The organism is Streptomyces sp. NPDC042100, assembly GCF_055582325.1.
Map to the genome: position 1 here is coordinate 43648 of NZ_JBVJDK010000005.1, position 14844 is coordinate 58491.

Here is a 14844-nt window from a genome sequence, read left to right on the forward strand (position 1 = left end):
CGGGCCCGCGCTCCCGCCGTGAACTACGGCTGTCGCTACGGCTGTGGTTGTGGTTGCGACTACGGCTGTGGCTGCGGCGTCGGCGCGAGGGCGAGCAGCCGGGCCAGCAGCTCGCCGAAGGGCCCGTCCGCCGGCTCGTCGGCGAGGATCCGCACCAGGATCGCCGCCATCCCCTCGTCGTACGCCGCGCTCACCGCCGCCAGCGCCGCGAAGTCGTGCACCAGCTGCCGCTCCAGCTCCGCGCGCGGCACCCGCCGCCCGTCCAGCCACAGCAGCGCCGTCGACTCGGCCAGCGACACCCAGGAGCGGACGACCAGTTCGAGCCGCGCGGACGGCTCGGTGACGCCCAGATGCGCCAGGATCTGCTCGTACGCCGCCTGCCGCACCTCGTCGATCATCGCGTGCGCGGTCGAGGAGCCGACCGCGGGACCGCCGCGCATCAGCGCCGCGAAGCCCGGCCCGTGGTCGTCGACGAAGTCGAAGAAGCGGCCCATCACCCGCAGCAGCCGGGTGCCCAGCGGCCCGCTCGCCGGCTCCACGAACCGGCCCGCCAGATCGTCGGCCGCCCGCCGCAGCGCCGCCTCGTACAGCGACTGCTTGCCGGGGAAGTAGTGGTAGACCAGCGGGCGCGAGATGCCCGCGGCGGCGGCGATCTCGTCGATGGAGACCTCGTCGGGGGAGCGGTGGCTGAACAGTTCGAGGGCCACCCCGATCAGCTGCTGCTTGCGCTCCTCGACGCCCATCCTGCGGCGTACCCCGGTCGTCATGCGAACAGCCTAACGGGAGTCCGTTACGCTCCCGCCACATGAGCGCTTCTGAGCAGGAGACCCCGGAGACCGTGACGGAGCCGGCGGACCCGGCGGACCCGGTCGAGCCGGACGAGCCGGTCGACCCGGCCGAGGCCGCCGGCCTCACCCCCCGGCAGGCCCGCCTGTTGCGGGTCGTCGCCGGCTCGGTCCTGCTCGTGGTCACGGCCGCGGTGCTGGTGGTCCGCCTGGCGAACCACACCTCCGTCCTCGTCGTCGGCGTGTACGGCCTCGCCATGATCCTGTGCGGGATCGTCATCGAACTCTCCCGCAACGGGCGTACGAGGCTGGCCACGTGGCTCCTCGCGGGCGGCCTGCTCACCGCCTTCGCCCTGGACTGGCTGGTCCTGCCCTGACGTCCTGACGTCCTGACGTCCTGACGGACTACAGGTCCAGCACCAGCCGTTCGCCCACGCACCGCGACACGCAGATCAGCATCGAACCGGCCCGCTCCTCGTCGGTGAGCAGCTCGTCGCGGTGGTCCACCTCGCCCGCGAGGACGTCCTGCCGGCAGGTCCCGCAGAAGCCCTGCTCGCAGGAGTAGAGGACTCCCGGGACGGCCTCGCGCACGGCCGCCAGCACCGATCGGTCGCCCGCCACCGTCAACGTCTTCCCGGAGCGCCGCAGTTCGACCTCGAAGGGCGTCCCGTCGCCGGTCCGGGCGGCGGTGAAGCGCTCCAGGGCCGGTGTCCGGCCCTCCGGCAGGGCGGCCCCCACCGCCTCCATCAGGCCCTCGGGGCCGCAGCAGTGGACGGCGGTCTCGGCGGGCAGCCCGCCGAGGAAGGCGAGGTCGGGCCGCCCGCTCTCGTCCTCGGCCACCACGGTGGTCCGGCCGCGCCCCAGCTCCTCCAGCTCGCGCGCGTACGGCATGGTGGCCCGGCTGCGCCCGCAGTACAGCAGCCGCCAGCCCGCCCCGGCCGCCTCGGCGGCGCGGACCATCGGGAGGACGGGGGTGATCCCGATGCCGCCGGCGACGAAGACGTACGCGGGGGCGGGGGTGAGCGGGAAGCGGTTGCGCGGCCCCCGGATCTCGATCTCGGTGCCCACGTGCAGCTGTTCGTGGACCTCGCGGGAGCCGCCCCGGCCGCCCTGCCCGGCCTCGATGAGCCGGGTGGCGACGGTGTAGGCGTCCCGCTCGGCGGGGTCGCCGCACAGCGAGTACTGCCGTACGGTCCCGGAGGGCAGCACGAGGTCGATGTGCGCGCCCGGCTGCCAGGCGGGCAGTCCGGTGCCCTCCAGGCGCAGTTCGACGACCCCCTCGGCGGGCTCGCGGCGCTCGGCGACGAGGACCCTGAGGGTGACGGTGGAGCCTCGGCCCCGCCCGGAGACCGGCTCGTCGAGCGCGGGCATGGGCCACAGCGGGGAGGCGTCGATCCGGCGGCGCAGGGCCCGCTTGGCGAGCAGCGCGGCCCCGGCGACGAGGGCGACGGTACGCAGGCGGGGCATCAGTGACGGCCTCCGTTGGCGCCGGGGGAGCTCGCCAGGTAGGCGGCGGCCTGGGCGGTGCAGCCCTCCTGGGTGGGGTGGTAACTCCGGCTGAGGTAGCGCGGGATGGAGCGCAGCATGTCGGGGGTGGAGGGCAGCACGCCCTCGCGGCCCTTGCGCACGAACTGGCCGACGGTCGGCTTGGCGCCGAGTACGGACGGGTCGTTCTCCATGAAGAAGCGCACCCCGCGCTGCCAGAGGAAGACGAGCGCGGAGAAGGCCGCCGCCCAGGTGCGGGCGCGCCGCCGGTAGCCGCCGTCGAGGTGCAGGAACAGCTCGAAGGCGACCGAGCGGTGCTCGACCTCCTCGGCGCCGTGCCAGCGCAGCAGGTCCAGCATGACGGGGTCGGCGCCGACCCGGTCGAGCTCCTCGGCGTTGAGCACCCAGTTGCCGAGGAAGGCGGTGTAGTGCTCGATGGCGGCGATCAGCGCGACCCGCTCCATCAGCCACCAGCGGCGCGGCCGGCCGGGCGGCAGGGTCCGGTCGCCCAGCAGCTTCTCGAAGAACCAGTCGACCTGCGCGGTGTACGGGGTGGGGTCGAGCCCGAGCTTCTTGAGGTGCGGGAGCACGTCGTCGTGGGCCTGCGAGTGCACCGCCTCCTGCCCGATGAAGCCGATGACGTCCGCACGCAGCCGGTCGTCGGTGATGTACGGGAGGACCTGCTTGTACACGTGCACGAACCAGCGCTCGCCGGCCGGGAGCAGCAGGTGCAGCACGTTGATGGTGTGGGTGGTGAACGGGTCGCCGGGAACCCAGTGCAGCGGGGTCTCCTCCCAGTCGAAGGAGACCTTGCGGGCCTTGAGCTCGATGTGCTCCGACGCCACCGGTGCAGGCTGCGTATTAGACATGGCGTCAATGTACTGAGGGGTAGACGCGAGGACCAGAGGTCACGCAGGGCTTTTCCATGGCCGGGAGCCGGGAGCCGGGAGCCGGGAGCCGGGAGCCGGGAGCCGGGAGCCGGGAGCCGGGAGCCGGGAGCCGGGGTCGGGAGCCGGGCGCATCCCGTTCCCGTTCCCGCTTCCGCCGGCGCCCCGCCCCCGCCCCCATCCCCATCCCCATCCCCATCCCGTCACCGCAGCGCGGCCACCCGGGTCCCGTCCGTCAGCGTCCCGGTCAGGTCCGCCCGGCCGCCCGGCGCCGCCCGCACCGCCAGCAGGTGCCCCTCGGCCCGCCCCGTCACCCCGCCCGACAGCGCCAGCGACGCGAAGTCCCCGGTGCCCGCCGCCACCACGTACCACTGCCGGCCGGGCGCCTGCCACATCACGCCCGCCAGCACCCGGGGCTCCCGGGGCCCGCAGGCCGGACCGCCCTCGGAGCGCGCCGCCAGGGCCGCCGTCCCCGTCGCGCCCGGCGCCCGGAACAGCGCCAGCGCCCGGGCGCCCGTGCCCCGCCAGGTCTCCGCCCGCGCGCACAGCCACTCGGCCCGCCCGGCGCCCTCCGGCAGCGGCTGCGTCGCGTACGCCCAGGTGTTGACCGCCCGCACCCCGTGCGAGCGCACCGCGCCCAGCTGGCAGGCCGTCCGCGCCCACGCCTCCCGCGCCGCCGGGCCCGTGGCGTCCGCCGGTGCCGTCGGCGGGCCCGAGGTCAGCCGGGCCGGGGCCAGCTCGCCCAGGTCGCCCAGGAGCCGCACGCCCGTCGCGTCCTTCACCTGGAGCGCGTTCCACACCTCGCAGGTCCGGGCGGTCGCCGGACTCGGCAGCGGGTCCGTCACCCCGGACGCGTCCCGGGCCAGCGGCCACGACGCCTTCGAGGGCCGCAGCAGATCCGCCACCGCCGCCCCCGTCACCCATGGCGCCGTCAGATAGCGCACGTTGCCCGCCGCCCGCGACACCACGAGCGCCGCCGAGCCCACCGCGTCCGCCCCGTCCGTCCGCGCGAAGTCCAGCGCCGCCCCGCCCGTGTCGTCGACCGGCTCCGCGTAGCGCACCACCCGCAGCCCGTCGTAGAACAGGACCACCCGCGCCGCGTCCACGACCCCGGCGAACAGCAGCTGCGGCGAGGCCATCGGCGGCCCCGCCGGCGTCCCCGGCGTCGCCGAGGCGTGCACGCTCGGGCCGGGCCGCGCCCACACCGCCAGCGCCCGCCGCAGCAGCGCCGCGTCACCCGTGAGCCCGCCCCGGGCCGGCCACACCGAGAAGTCCGTACGGCTGGACAGCCGCCACTCCAGCGGCCCGACCCGCTTCACCCCGGCCGGGTCCAGCGCCGCCTCCGCCGCCGGATTGCGCGCGTACGAGGGCGCCGCCGCCCCGTTCCGCCCCCAGCCGTCCCCCGGCAGCCCGAGCAGCGTCCCGCACACCACCACCGCGGCCAGCGCCGCCAGCGCGGCCCGCCCGTGCTGGCGCCGCCGCATCAGGTCCGGCGGGCGTGCCTGGAGCGAACAGGGGTCGAACTCGGCCGACTCCAGGAGCGCGGCGCCCGCCTCCACCCCGTCCGCCTCGGCCAGCGCCCCCTCCGGGTCCGGTGCCCCGGCCGCCGCCAGCACCCGCACCACCTCGGGATCCCCCTGCCGCTCCAGCCCCCGCAGCACGTACGCCGCGCGCCCCGGCCCGGACAGCGCGGACAGCCGCTGGTCCAGGGCCAGTTCGTCGGCGCCGCCCGCCCTCGGGAACAGCCGCAGCCCCCAGACCTGCGGCAGCAGCGGCGGGAACTGCGCCCGGCGCGGCAGCGCGCGCCGCCGCAGCGGCAGCCCGGCCGTCAGCGCCTGCCGCAGCACCTCGCCCCGGACGTACGCGTACCCCGGGTCCACCGCGTCCTCCGGGCGGCGCGCCCCGGGCAGGGCGGCGGCCGGGGTCCTGCGGCGCGGCAGCGAGCGCTGCACCAGCGCGTGCGCGGTCAGCACCCGGCGGTTGCGGCCCAGCGACGGCGGCAGCACGAGATAGGCGATCCGGACCAGCCGCGGATAGTGCTCGACCAGCGCGGCCTCGGCCTGCTCCACGTCGAGGGGGCCGGGGGAGTCGGGGGAGGGGCCTGCGGAGGGGGCGAGTTCCTGGGTGCTCACGTTCAGCAGAACGAGCGAATCTTGCGATGGTCACCCCGGAGGGGTCCCCCGTAGGGGTCCCACGGACCCCCTGGACGGGGGATGCCCGCCCGTCAGACCGCGTACACCGCGAGCGGGTCCCGGATCAGACCGCGTACACCGCGAGCCGTTCTCGGATCAGGCCGCGTACACCGCGAGCCGGTCCCGCATCAGGCCGCGTACACCGTCAGCCGTTCCCGGATCACCCGGACCACCTCGTCGGGGACGCCGAGGCCGTCGCGCACGTACGCCTCCATCGAGCCGTGCCGCACCGCGACCTCGTCCAGCGCCGCCTCCAGGTACTCCGGCACGACCCCGATCAGCGCCAGCGCCAGCTCGGGGTCGCCGCCCTGCGCCGTGAAGCCCTCGATCATCGGGGCGAAGGCCTGCCGCACCCCCGGGTTGACCGACAGGTACTCGGTCATGACCGTCTCCTCGTCCGCGCCGAGCAGCGCGAGCACGATCGTCGCCGCCCAGCCCGTGCGGTCCTTGCCCGCCGTGCAGTGGAAGAGCAGCGGACCGGCGTACGGGTCGCCCAGCTCGGTGAGGAAGGCCCGGTAGGAGGCGCGCGCCGACTCGGTGTTCACGAAGGCCCGGTAGGTCCGCCGGAACGCGTCCCGCGCCTTGCCCCCGCCCAGGTGCTCCTCGGCCAGCGCCGGGTCGGAGAGCAGGGTCTTCAGCTGCGCGGCCGGCGGCAGCCCGCTGGTCGCCAGGAAGTCCGCGAGCACGTCCGCCACCAGCAGCCGCCCGCCGTCCGGCACGTGGTCGGGCCGCGCGGTCCGCTCGGCGGCGGTGCGGAAGTCGACGACGGTACGGACGCCGAGCGCGGCCACCGCCGGGTCGGCAGGATCGAGCCGGTCGAGCTGCCCGGAGCGGAAGACCAGGCCCTCGCGGACGCTGCGGCCCTCGCCGAGCGGCAGGGTGCCGAGGTCGCGGAGGTTGGCGACCGTGGCGGCGGGGATCGCGGGCATGTGTCGACTCCTATGAAAACGGTACAAATACAGTCTTCCGATCACCGTAACCGATGGGTGTCGGGGGCGGTCTTCCAGGCCCTGGGCGGGGATGGCAGCATGACCGGACCATGACGCACACCAGGTCGCCGCTGCGCGCCCTCCGTGCCGCACTCTTCGCGGCGGTGTGCGTCACTTTGGCAGCGGTGGGGCATTCGTCCATGTCTGCCCACGCGATTCCCGTCGGCTCGCTCGTCCTGGCCTTCGCCGCGACGGCCGCCCTCGCCTGGGCCGCCGCGGGCCGCCGCCGGGGCCTGCTCGCCATCGCGACCGGCCTGACGGGCGTCCAGGGGGCCCTGCACCTGATCTTCGGCGCCGGGGAACACGGCGGATCACCGGCCCACGCCGAGGCCATGGACGCGAGGGGATCCATGGGTTCCACGGACGCCATGGGGCACCTGGCGGGCATGGACCACATGGCGGGCACGGTCCACATGGCGGGCATGGACCACATGGGCGGCGCGCCCGGCATGGGGTCCATGGACGCGACGGGATCCATCGCATCCACGGGGTCCATGGGGTCCATGGACGCGATGGCCGGCATGGGCGCCCTGGACCACCTCGTGGCCATGGCCTCGGCCTCGGGCTCCGGCGCCGGGATGCTCCTCGCGCACCTGCTCGCCGCCCTGGCCTGCGGGCTCTGGCTCGCCCGGGGCGAGGCCGCGCTGTTCGCGCTGGCCCGCGCCGTCGCCGCCGCCGCTTTCACGCCGCTGTGCCTCGCGCTCGCCGTCGGGCGGCTGTCGGCCGTCCTCGCCCCCGTGCCGCCGGCCCTCCGGCCGGTCCGCACCGCCCCGTACACCCGCAGGCTGCGCGGAGTGGTCCTCGCGCACACCGTCTCCCGGCGCGGGCCGCCCGGGCCGGTGTTCCCCCACGCCACGGCCCTCGGAGCCCGCGTCTGACGCGGATCGGTACCCGGGGGCCGCTTCCCCCTGCCGACACACGTTCCCAGGACCTTCCATGACCCTCGACGATCTCGCGCGCCCGGACACCCCCGAGGCCCCCGAGTCCCGCTCCTCCGAACCCGCCGCCCGGCCGCGCGGCTGGGCGGCCCTGCGCCCGCTCGTGCTGCGCCTGCACTTCTACGCGGGCGTCCTCGTCGCCCCGTTCCTCCTCGTCGCCGCGCTCAGCGGCGTGCTCTACGCCCTGTCCGTACCGGCCGAGAAGCTCGTGTACGCGCACGAGCTCGAAGTCCCCGTCCCCGCCGACGCGGCCCCGCTCCCGCTCTCCCGCCAGGTCGAGGCGGCCCGCGCGGCCAACCCCGACGGCACCGTCACCGCCGTGTGGCCCGGCGCCGAACCCGGCGCCACCACCCGGGTCCTGATGGACGACCCCGAGGCGCCCGAGGGCACCTCCATGGGCGTCTTCGTCGACCCGTACACCGCCGAGATACGCGGGCAGCTCCCCAGCTACGGCAGCTCGGGCGCGCTCCCGCTGCGCACCTGGATCTCCGGGCTCCACGTCGACCTGCACCTCGGCGAGCTCGGCCGCAACTACAGCGAGCTGGCCGCCAGCTGGCTGTGGGTGGTCGCGCTCGGCGGCCTGCTGCTGTGGCTCGGCCGCCGCCGGAGGAACCGCCGCGCGCTGTTCGTTCCCGAGCGCGGCCCGAAGTCCCGCCGCCGCACCCTCTCCTGGCACGGCACGGTCGGCCTGTGGTCGGTGGCCGGTCTCGTGGCCCTCTCCGCCACCGGTCTGACCTGGTCGCGGTACGCGGGCGAGAACATCGGCTCCGTGCAGGACCGGCTCGGCGGCGCGACCCCCGCGCTGTCCGCGGCCGTCACCCCCGGCGGCGCGGCGGGCGGCGGCGAGCACGCGGGCCACGGCGCCGGCCACCAGCCCGCGCCGGCCGCCCCGAAGGGCACGGACATCGGCATCGACAAGGCGGTCGCGGCGGCCCGCGCGGCCGGCGTCGACAGCCCCCGGATCTCGGTCGTGCTGCCCGCCGAGGACGCGGGGTACGTGGTGAAGGAGACCGACACGCAGTTCCCCGTCGAGCTGGACTCGGTGGCCGTGAACCCGGCCGACGGGACCGTCCTCGACGAGCTCCGCTTCGCCGACTACCCGCTTCTCGCCAAGCTCACCCGGATCGGCATCGACGCCCACATGGGCGTCTTCCTCGGCCTGTTCAACCAGCTCGCGCTCGCCGCCCTCGGGCTCGCGCTCGTCCTGCTGATCCTGTGGGGCTACCGGATGTGGTGGCTGCGCCGGCCGGGCCGCCCGGTCGCTCGCGGCGCCTGGCGCAAGGTGCCGCCGACGATGCTGCTGCCGCTGCTCGCGGCCGTGGCCCTGGTGGCCTGGTTCGTGCCGCTGCTCGGCCTCAGCCTGCTGCTGTTCCTGGCCGTCGACGCGGCGGCCGGGCTGGTGGCGAGGTTCCGGAGCCGGAACCCCGCCACGACGTCCTGACCCTTCAGGTCAGGGGGTGTACTTGTAGCCGACCCGCCGCACGGTCTGGATCGTGTGGCGGTGCTCGGCGCCCAGCTTGCGGCGCAGCCGGGCCACGTGGACGTCCACGGTCCGGCCGTCGCCGACGTGCCCGTACCCCCACACCGTGGTGACCAGCTGGTCGCGGGTGTGCACCCGGTGCGGGTGGGCCACGAGATGGGCGAGCAGCTCGAACTCCAGATACGTCAGGTCGAGCGCCCGCCCGTCCACGACGGCGACCCGCTGGACGCCGTCGATGGCCACCGGCCCCTGCTCGGCGAGCGGCGCCGCCGCCTGCGGGACCGGCGGCTGCTGGTCGGCGGGGAGCAGCACGAGGTAGCCGACCATCGGCGGGCGGCCGGGCAGCGTGGGCAGGGCGTGCTGGGGCGCGGGGAGCAGCGTGGCGCCCGGCGGGAGGAAGTCGGCGACCTGGGCGAGACCGGCGACCTCGTCGGGGTCGACGGCCCGCAGCCGGTGCCGGTCGGCACGTTCGAGGCGGTCGGCGCGGTCCGCGCGGTCGACGCGGGGACGCAGCGGGGTCAGGGTGGCGGCAGCCTGGACATGGGCCATGAAAGCTCAACTCTTTCGCGCGAGTTACGGACGGACAGGCGTCGTACGTCATGCGCGTCGGCCGAAGGCCGGACGACCGGACCTACCGGTCGGGGGCTTTAGAGGGCCGACGCGTTCCTCACGCGTCGACAGCACCGGTCGTAGTCGTGGTGCTGCCGGGAAGGCCAGAACGGCTCAAGGTCGTGGCGACCCTTCGCGGTGTCGTTCTCGATGCTGGCCATATCCCTATTAAACCAGGAGGGAAGTGCGGTGGGCAGCCCTCGGTCGGCCAAAAGCCGTGTCGCGCCGCACACATGTGCTTCCCACATGCCGGAAGGGGCGCCCACCGTACGGAACGGCGGACGCCCCTTCCGGGCACACGGATCAGCTGCGGATCAGCTGCGAATCAGCGGCGGATCAGCGGTGGATCAGCGGCGGATGAGCGGCGGATCGGCGGTGGATCAGACCTGGCCGGCCTGCTCCAGGGCCGCGCAGCACGTGTCCACGAGCAGGCGGGTCACCACGTACGGGTCGACGTTCGCGTTCGGACGCCGGTCCTCGATGTAGCCCTTGCCGTCCTGCTCGACCTGCCACGGGATGCGGACCGAGGCGCCGCGGTCGGAGACGCCGTAGTGGTACTTGTCCCACGGGGCGGTCTCGTGCAGACCGGTCAGCCGGTCGTCGATGCCCGCGCCGTAGTTCTTGACGTGGTCGAGCGGCTTCGAGCCCTCGCCCAGCGACTCGCAGGCGGTGATGATCGCGTCGTAGCCCTCGCGCATCGCCTTCGTGGAGAAGTTGGTGTGCGCGCCCGCGCCGTTCCAGTCGCCCTTCACCGGCTTCGGGTCCAGCGTCGCGGAGACCTTGAAGTCCTCGGCGGTGCGGTAGAGCAGCCAGCGGGCCACCCACAGCTGGTCGGCGACCTCCAGCGGCGCCAGCGGGCCGACCTGGAACTCCCACTGGCCGGGCATGACCTCGGCGTTGATGCCGGAGATGCCGAGGCCCGCCGTCAGACAGTTCTCCAGGTGCGCCTCGACGACGTCACGGCCGAAGATCTCGTCGGCGCCGACACCGCAGTAGTAGCCGCCCTGGGGGGCCGGGAAGCCGCCGACCGGGAAGCCGAGCGGGCGCTCGCCGTCGAAGAAGGTGTACTCCTGCTCGATGCCGAAGATCGGCTCCTGGGCGGCGTACCGCGCGTACACCTCGGCCAGCGCGGCACGGGTGTTGGACGCGTGGGGCGTCATGTCCGTGTTCAGGACCTCGCACAGCACCAGCACGTCGTCGCCGCCGCGGATCGGGTCCGGGCAGGAGAAGACCGGCTTGAGGACGCGGTCCGAGGCGTGTCCCTTGGCCTGGTTGGTGCTGGAACCGTCGAAGCCCCAGATCGGCAGCTCCTCCAGGGCGGCACCCGTGCCGGGCATGATCTTGGTCTTCGAGCGGAGCTTGGCGGTCGGCTCGGTGCCGTCGATCCAGATGTACTCAGCCTTGAAGGTCACGGGCCTCATCCTTTGGCGTGCGCTGCGGGTGCTCGGTGCACCGGGCTCGCTACGCTCGCGACGCTGCGAGAGCTGCGGTGGCGGTGTCTGCGCCGCAGCATCGCAATATCGGATTTCCCGATGGTTGCCCGATTGTGAACCCCGTGTTACTCGGCCTTCCGCGCGGGCGGCTCAACTCTCCCTCAGCTCGCGCGCCCGGCGGGCCACGGCGTGCTCGTTCAGCAGCGTCTCGAACCCGGCCCGCCGGATCCGCGCCACCAGCTCCTCGTACGAGGTCCCCAGCGCCCGCGCGGTCCGCTCCAGGTGCCAGTCGCAGTCCGCGAGGCGGCGCAGCAGATGACCCCGCCGGATCTGCGCCTCCGACAGCCGGAAGGTCTTCAGATACGCCGTCCGCCCCCGGTGGTCGGCGATCAGCTCGCCGATGTGCTGCTCCCGCCCCGAGCGCGCGAACGGCGGCAGGAAGCGGAACAGCCGGAAGCCCCCCAGCCGGTGGACCTGCTCGAAGGCGTACGGGGTCTCCAGCAGGTCCCGGGCCATCAGCCCGTCGTGCGCCCGTGCCCAGGCCCGCTCCCGCTCCCGCGCGGCGGCCCGCAGATCGGCCAGCGAATGTACAGCGGCGCTCTCCAAAGAGACCGTGAAGTCGGCGACCGGCGCCCCATAGAGGGCGTACTGGTGCACCAGCTCCCCGAACAGGTCCTCCACCAGCGTCGGATGCAGCACCCGGTAGTCGTCGGGGTGCGGCACCACGAAGGCCGCGGCCAGCGCGTCGGACACGTACAGCAGCATCCCGCACTGCCCCGGATGGATCTCGAACACCCGCAGCGCCTCGGCGAGCCCCGGCACCTGCCGGCCCGTGTACGCGGCCTCCGCGCGCGGCGACAGGCCCCGGCGCACCGCCTGCCCCGACCACTCCTCCCAGGCGATCGACGGCCCTCCGAAGTGCAGCGACAGATAGCCCTCCAGGGCCAGGTGCAGCGGCAGGAAGCGCAGCCGCCGCTCGCCCCGGTGGCGCCGGACGAGCCGCCGCACCGGGATCGCGGCCGGCGGCTCCGCCCCGAGCCGGGTCCCGTACGCGGCGGCCTCCTGACCGGAGTCCGACCAGTCGGCGACGAAGCCGTGCGGGATGTACGTGGAGGAGTACGCGACACCCCCGCCGAGGTCGACGGAGCCGCCGGAGTCGCAGGATCCAACGGATCCCCCGGGCCCTCCGGACCTTCCGGATCCTCCAGACCCTCCGGATCCCTCGGACCCCCCGGCGCCCTCGTAGATCCGCCGGTGCAGCCGCAGGCCCTCGACGGGCTCCGCGCGCACCAGGGGCACCAGCCGCACCCCGCCCCACACCTGGGACGGCCGGACCTCCAGGCCCGTCAGATCGATCCGCGTCACCGCGCCGCCTCCTTGAGGAACAGCTCCACCCGCCGGTCCAGATACGCCCGCAGCGCCGTCGGCCGCTCCCGCCCCTCGGCGAAGCGCGCCAGCTCCACCAGCGCCGCCAGGTCCTCCGCGTCCCGGATGCCCGCCGTGGGCACGTCCGGGGCGAGCCGGCGCACGTCGAAGAGCTCCGCGTCGTATACGGGGTTCAGGTGCACCACGCTCGTCCGGTGCCCCGGATCGAGCCGCTCCCGCCACACCCGCAGCACCTCGCCCGCGAGCCCCGGCGGCGCGTTGTCCCAGCCGTCCGAGACGATCACCAGCCGCTCCGGGGCGCCCGGCGACGCGTCCAGGGCGTCCAGGATCCGGGCACCCAGCGGCGTCGCCCCCCACGGGCGCACCAGCAGCGGATCGGTGCCGCCCGAGGTCCAGTGCGCCGCGAAGCCGCCCGGCGCGGCCAGCGCCTCCAGCAGGAAGTGGCAGCCCAGCGCGACCGCCAGCGGACGGCGCCGCTTCACCCCCGAACCCGAGGACGAGAAGCTGTCGTCGAGCACGGCCGCCACCCGCCCCCAGCTCCCCGCGTGCGGCCCCGCCACCCGCGCGGCGGCGGCCCGCAGCGCCTCCGTCAGCTCGGCCCGCCGCGCCGCCCGCTCCGCGAACGGCAGCGACAGCACGTACAGCGCCAGGCGCGTCAGCGGCATGGTGCCGAGCTCCGCCGTCCCCGGGCGCGACCGCAGCCGCTCCAGGCGCGTCATGCGCGGCGCCATCCGCTCCAGGAACACCTCGCGGGCCACCCCGTGCCGCGCGGCGAAGCCCTCCGCGACGGTGAACGGCAGCTCGTACAGCGCCCCCTGCTCGTAGTGCGCGCGCCGGAACGCCTCCAGCGTGCGGTGCTCGTACCGGGTCCGGCGGCCGGGCGCGAAGAGGAAGTCCCCGAGCTCCCCGGACACCGGCAGGTGCGCGTGCCGGACGGCCGCCTTCAGACCGGGCCGGTACTTCACGGCGTCGTGCGCGAGGTCGGGGCGCCGGGCCAGCCAGTCACGCACGATCGCGCGGGTGCGCCGGTTGTTGACCCCGGCCGCGCGCAGGGCGCCGAACAGCCGGTACACCCGCTGCGGCGGCATCACCGCGAGCCGCGCCGCGACCAGCCGCCCCTCGCCCGGGCCGCCCTCGCCGGGTGTGCGCAGCAGCCGCTCCGCGATCAGGGCGGCGTTGTGGTCGTTGACGTCGAGGGCCAGCACGGCGGCGTACAGGGGGCGGTAGTTGCCGCAGACGTACGCGTGCAGGAAGTCCAGTGAGAGCCGCTGCTCCTCGGCCCCGGCCCGGAACTCGCGCTGCCCGGTGGCCGCGAGGGCCGCGTTCACGAAGAGCAGGACGTCCTCGGCGGCGACGCGGTCGGACATCGGACGGGCTCCTCGCGCTCCGGAGACAGGGCGCCGGCCGGGGAATGGGGGAGCGAACAGCGAAAACGATGCTTCACAGACAGGTCCCGGAAGTCGCACCGAAGTCCCGCGGCCGGCCCGCCGACGCTAGCACCGGGGGCGGGGCGCCCGTCCAATCGAATACGGGACCGGGGACCACGCGGACACGCGGGACGGATTCCGGTGATCCGCGCGGACATCGGGGACGGAGTCCCGGGACGGATTCCGGGGACCCGCGCGGACATCGGGGGACGGACATCGGTGGCCCGGACGGATATCGGGGAGCCGGATGTCCGAACGGCGCGGCAGACTGGAGGGCATGACGAAGATCCCCGGCGCGAAGCCCCGAATCGGACTGCTCGGCACCGGCCCCTGGGCCGAGCGCACCCATGCGCCCGCCCTCGCGGCACACCAGGGCGTGGAGTTCGCCGGCGTCTGGGGCCGCAGGCCCGAGGCCGCCGCGAAGCTGGCCGCCGCCTTCGGCACCCGGGCGTACGAGGACGCGGACGCCCTGTTCGAGGCGTGCGACGCCGTCGCCCTCGCGCTGCCGCCGGACGTGCAGGCCCCGCTCGCCGCGCGCGCGGCGGCGGCCGGCTGCCACGTGATCCTCGACAAGCCGGTGGCGACCGCGCCCGGCGCGGCCCGCGAGCTGGCCGACGCGGTGACCGGGGCGGGTGTCGCCTCCGTGGTCTTCTGCACCCTGCGCTTCGCGCCGCCCACCGCCCGCTGGATCGCCGAACAGGCCCAGGCGGGCGGCTGGTTCCTCGGCGAGGCGCACTGGCTGGGCTCCCTCTTCGCGCCCGGTTCGGACAGCGCGTACGCGGCCTCGCCGTGGCGGCGCGAGAAGGGCGGCCTGTGGGACGTCGGCCCGCACGTCCTCTCGGTCTACCTGCCGGTCCTCGGCGACGTCACCTCGGTGACCTGCGCCGCCGGCCCCGACGACACCCGGCACCTGGTGCTGCGCCACACCTCGGGCGCGAGCAGCACCGCGACGCTCACCCTGAGCGCCCCGCCCGGCGCCGCGGAGGCCGCGCTCTCGCTGTACGGGGAGCGGGGGCGGGTGACGATGCCGGGCTGGGACGGCGCCCTGGAGGCGTTCGGCGGCGCGGTGGACGCCCTCTTGGAGGCCGTCCGCAGCGGCGAGCCGCACCCGTGCGACGTGCGCTTCGGGGCCCGGCTCACCGAGATCCTGGCGGAGGCGGAGGCCCAGGCGGCGTCCCGGGCGACGGCCTGAGCCGACCAGAGGCCGGGGCCGGGCCGGGGCCGGGGCCGGGC

The 14844-nt window shown here is 75.1% G+C and carries 13 protein-coding genes; 4 read left to right on the forward strand and 9 right to left on the reverse strand.

Annotation, left to right across the window (positions count from 1 at the left end; genetic code table 11):
• Nucleotides 1-59: 59 nt before the first annotated feature.
• Nucleotides 60-767, reverse strand: a complete 708-nt coding sequence (locus ACZ6J5_RS12595) for a TetR/AcrR family transcriptional regulator (protein WP_469390613.1) — start codon at nucleotides 765-767, stop codon at nucleotides 60-62.
• Between the two features lie 38 nt (nucleotides 768-805).
• Between ACZ6J5_RS12595 and ACZ6J5_RS12600 the strand changes: the two genes are divergently transcribed.
• Nucleotides 806-1162: a hypothetical protein gene (locus ACZ6J5_RS12600; RefSeq protein WP_469390614.1), complete on the forward strand. Its 357-nt coding sequence runs from the start codon at nucleotides 806-808 to the stop codon at nucleotides 1160-1162.
• A gap of 28 nt (nucleotides 1163-1190) precedes the next feature.
• Here the strand turns inward: ACZ6J5_RS12600 and ACZ6J5_RS12605 are convergent, their stop codons facing one another.
• From ACZ6J5_RS12605 to ACZ6J5_RS12620, 4 genes are all read right to left on the reverse strand, one after another.
• Entirely contained in the window at nucleotides 1191-2252 is a 1062-nt protein-coding gene (locus ACZ6J5_RS12605) for a PDR/VanB family oxidoreductase (RefSeq protein WP_469390616.1), read from the reverse strand.
• On the reverse strand, nucleotides 2252-3139 hold the full coding sequence (locus ACZ6J5_RS12610; RefSeq protein WP_469390618.1) for a metal-dependent hydrolase: 888 nt from the start codon (nucleotides 3137-3139) through the stop codon (nucleotides 2252-2254). The genes ACZ6J5_RS12605 and ACZ6J5_RS12610 overlap by 1 nt, the downstream gene beginning before the upstream one ends.
• Nucleotides 3140-3360: 221 nt before the next feature.
• A complete protein-coding gene (locus tag ACZ6J5_RS12615) occupies nucleotides 3361-5289 on the reverse strand; it encodes a hypothetical protein (RefSeq protein WP_469390620.1) in 1929 nt (642 codons plus the stop codon).
• Nucleotides 5290-5477: 188 nt separating this feature from the next.
• A complete protein-coding gene (locus ACZ6J5_RS12620) occupies nucleotides 5478-6278 on the reverse strand; it encodes a tyrosine-protein phosphatase (protein ID WP_469390622.1) in 801 nt (266 codons plus the stop codon).
• Between the two features lie 200 nt (nucleotides 6279-6478).
• Here ACZ6J5_RS12620 and ACZ6J5_RS12625 point away from each other — a divergent pair, with 200 nt between their 5' ends.
• Nucleotides 6479-7216 (forward strand): hypothetical protein, encoded by a 738-nt coding sequence (locus tag ACZ6J5_RS12625; protein ID WP_469390623.1) that lies wholly within the window; start codon nucleotides 6479-6481, stop codon nucleotides 7214-7216.
• A gap of 58 nt (nucleotides 7217-7274) precedes the next feature.
• Nucleotides 7275-8717 (forward strand): PepSY-associated TM helix domain-containing protein, encoded by a 1443-nt coding sequence (locus ACZ6J5_RS12630; RefSeq protein ID WP_469390625.1) that lies wholly within the window; start codon nucleotides 7275-7277, stop codon nucleotides 8715-8717.
• A 9-nt stretch (nucleotides 8718-8726) separates the two neighbouring features.
• Here the strand turns inward: ACZ6J5_RS12630 and ACZ6J5_RS12635 are convergent, their stop codons facing one another.
• From ACZ6J5_RS12635 to ACZ6J5_RS12650, 4 genes are all read right to left on the reverse strand, one after another.
• Nucleotides 8727-9305 carry a winged helix-turn-helix domain-containing protein gene (locus ACZ6J5_RS12635; RefSeq protein ID WP_469390627.1) on the reverse strand — a complete coding sequence of 193 codons (579 nt, stop codon included), beginning with the start codon at nucleotides 9303-9305 and terminating at the stop codon, nucleotides 8727-8729.
• 440 nt (nucleotides 9306-9745) lie between these two features.
• Nucleotides 9746-10777, reverse strand: coding sequence for a glutamine synthetase (gene glnII / locus ACZ6J5_RS12640; protein ID WP_469390629.1), 1032 nt, complete (start codon nucleotides 10775-10777; stop codon nucleotides 9746-9748).
• Nucleotides 10778-10948: 171 nt separating this feature from the next.
• Nucleotides 10949-12163, reverse strand: coding sequence for an ARPP-2 domain-containing protein (locus tag ACZ6J5_RS12645; RefSeq protein WP_469390631.1), 1215 nt, complete (start codon nucleotides 12161-12163; stop codon nucleotides 10949-10951).
• The gene (locus ACZ6J5_RS12650; RefSeq protein WP_469390633.1) at nucleotides 12160-13551 is read right to left on the reverse strand and encodes a hypothetical protein; all 1392 of its coding nucleotides are present in this window, start codon (nucleotides 13549-13551) and stop codon (nucleotides 12160-12162) included. The genes ACZ6J5_RS12645 and ACZ6J5_RS12650 overlap by 4 nt, the downstream gene beginning before the upstream one ends.
• A gap of 337 nt (nucleotides 13552-13888) precedes the next feature.
• Here ACZ6J5_RS12650 and ACZ6J5_RS12655 point away from each other — a divergent pair, with 337 nt between their 5' ends.
• Nucleotides 13889-14803 (forward strand): Gfo/Idh/MocA family protein, encoded by a 915-nt coding sequence (locus ACZ6J5_RS12655; RefSeq protein ID WP_469390635.1) that lies wholly within the window; start codon nucleotides 13889-13891, stop codon nucleotides 14801-14803.
• Nucleotides 14804-14844 lie beyond the last annotated feature (41 nt).